Raw genomic sequence first — 2,696 nt, 5'->3', positions numbered from 1 at the left:
TGAAAAAAGCCCGAAAAATGTACTTTTCGTTTTAAATTTATGTACTTTTCGTTTTGGTGATTATAAAGCAGATAATAAATCAGCAAAGAAAGCAAATAAATAAAAACAAAAATTCAATGAATAGAGAGGGTCGTTACTTTGTGACGACCTTTTTTTATGCTTGTATATTTCGTCAAAAATTACCAGGAAAAATTATATCTTTAAATTCTCGTAAACGAAGAATTTAATAATGAAATAATAAAGCGAAACGATGAAGATTTTTTTTTACTCTCACATATCACAAAGGCTGAGTAAATGTGCCAATACGCCTTGAGGGCTCGCCAAAAGTGGCGTGCTGGATGGCGTTAAAAACAGTTTTACCGTTCAAGCGAGGTACGAGCGCGTTTAAAACTGTTTAGCCAGACAGTGCGTCACTTTTGGAAGAAGAGCACTCACAGCGGCGGCTCTTTTTGATTTCATCCAAATTTCTCGGTCTCGGCATAATCGGAGCAAGCTCCATTCTGCGCTCGACCTTACGAAATTTTGCCTACTTTTTCCAGATGAAGGGAAAAAGTAGGGCCCGTCCGGCGAGGACATTATAAATCTGTTTATATGTTAATTTCGTGATGTCCTATTTTTATTCAAACTCACATTAAAGCACCTTGTTTTTTGAGCAAGATTTTAAATCAAATTTTGAGCACTCTAGGCTATAAGGTCGGTCACTTACTGGACGGAACGTTCCCCGTTTGTCTAATCTGTGCTTCCTTCAAAACGTTGTTTTGATTTGTTCCGTTGGTAGCGAATAATAATTTATGGTTAAAGAAACCACCCACTTGGGTTTTATCTCGTTGATTTGTTGAATGTTTGAAGCAATGCGCAGTTTGAAGCAGAAAGAGGAAGAAAAAACTTTCATTTTTTTTGTAAAAAGGGTTGCATGAATTGAAAAAACGAATTACATTTGCACTGCAAAACAGAAAAATGGTGAGGGTAGCTCAGTTGGTTAGAGCGTCGGATTGTGGTTCCGAAGGTCGTGGGTTCGAGACCCATTCTTCACCCCCTTTTTTTAGTCTTTCGGGTTTCTCGAAAGACTTTTTTGTTTTATGAAACTTCGTACATTATGCTGCACTTTTTTAGATTCGATAAAGAGGTAGATGAACAGATGAGATCTATCCGCAAATACTTGGTTGCATCCATGAATGGAGTGGTGTCTAGTGGCCTGAAACATTTGGGTTACAAGTTGAGTTATGGCGTTTCGTTGATGCGTATCAAGGAGTTGTCTGCTCGATTTACGGGTAGTTCAAAGCTGGCCCGTTGCTTATGGCATTCCGGCTGCAGGGAGATGATGATCATGGCTACCTATCTTCAGCCTGTCGATGAGTTTACGGAGAAGGAGGCCTTGTCGTGGTTGAAAGAGTGTAAGAATATGGAGTTGGCAGAGCAGCTTTCACGTAACCTTTGTTCTCGTTTGCCTTTTGCCGATTCTTTGCTGATAAAGTTGAAGGACGAGAACTCATCTGAATATATGAAGGCATTTGCTTATATTTTGGCATCTTTACAGGTGAAAAAGGAGGGTGCTCAAGCCTCTTTTCTCTCTGCTTATGAGGAGAAGGCAATGGTAGATGTCTATTCTCAGTCGTCGGCAGTCTATTCAGGTGTTTCGCGCTTTTTAAAAGAACTTTGCAACTTGGATGCCGATAAGATGAGAAAGTTTGCAAACGAATTGGACGCGGCTAAAGGTCCTGGTGCGGCTTGGGTACGTGAGGAGATGCTTACGGTACTTGATTTTGGATAAAGGGATCAAGGCCAAAAGCCCGTGGCTAGGTTCAATTAAGGATCCATCTTAAAAACATTTGTACACGATCATGTAATATGATTATCCGATTGTTTGTCCTTGCTCGACGGACCCTGCTTTTCCCCTTCCGCTGGAACATGTACACACCTACTGTCCATAATAACAAACTCTTATTCCTGAATTTATTTGACCTGAAATAAGATAATTCGTGCTAATTCGTGGTTAAAAACTCTCCACGCACTTTTTTTACTTGATCTGTTATTCCTCGTCTTCCTTGTGTTTTGCAGCCAAATGAGCCAAAAAGATGCTTATTTGTTTGATGGCTTGTTCTGTGTCCTTGCTGATTTCCCTTTTTTGCAATCGTAGAATCAGGATGCCGTAAAGAGCGCCCAGGGCTAATTCCACATCGTTGGTCTCCTGACCTGCTTTTGATTTGTTTCTGAAATCGATGAGGTAGGGGAGCGTCTTGAAAAACATGGCGTTGTATTGAATTTCCTTTGAATCTTGCAAAAGCTCCATGTGAAGCTCGTTCATGTCGTCTGTAATGTTTTTGATGATCTTCAGATGACCTTTCTCCTCGATTTTCTCGTTCTTCATCATGGCGATGAGATTGTCATACCAATCCGTCATGTCTTTCTTAACCTCTTCTGGTTGGTTGAACTTCTCGATGATGTTGGTTTTGATGGTCTCCAAGTTGAATTGGTAGCCTCTTATAATATCTTCAATCTGCCACATGTATAGTACATATTCGGCAATGTTTTCTTGTTTCTTTTGTCTAGCGATGAGCATAACTTCTTTCTTTTTTTGCAAAGATACTAAATCAGAGAGAAAAGAAACCCCTTCTTTTTATAGAAAGACTTTTGAATGTCGTCAGAGTGAATGTATCACAAAATCACACTTTCGTATATGAAACCCTTGTTTTAGT

2 protein-coding genes and 1 tRNA gene are annotated in these 2,696 nt (G+C 39.7%); 2 read left to right on the top strand and 1 reads right to left on the bottom strand.

The features are described 5' to 3' along the window. Positions 1-960: 960 nt before the first annotated feature. Together PLK24_RS10445 and PLK24_RS10440 are read left to right on the top strand one after the other, a co-directional pair. Positions 961-1,034, top strand: a tRNA-His gene (locus PLK24_RS10445). 62 nt (positions 1,035-1,096) lie between these two features. After that, on the top strand, positions 1,097-1,771 hold the full coding sequence (locus PLK24_RS10440) for a DNA alkylation repair protein (protein WP_324478902.1): 675 nt from the start codon (positions 1,097-1,099) through the stop codon (positions 1,769-1,771). Between the two features lie 258 nt (positions 1,772-2,029). Here the strand turns inward: PLK24_RS10440 and PLK24_RS10435 are convergent, their stop codons facing one another. Beyond that, positions 2,030-2,581: a DUF4924 family protein gene (locus PLK24_RS10435; RefSeq protein ID WP_324478900.1), complete on the bottom strand. Its 552-nt coding sequence runs from the start codon at positions 2,579-2,581 to the stop codon at positions 2,030-2,032. Between the last annotated feature and the right edge of the window lie 115 nt (positions 2,582-2,696).

Origin of the sequence: Atribacter sp. (genome assembly GCF_035418125.1) — a bacterium.
Lineage (GTDB): Bacteria > Atribacterota > Atribacteria > Atribacterales > Atribacteraceae > Atribacter > Atribacter allofermentans.
This window is presented reverse-complemented; position numbering and strand designations above follow the sequence as displayed.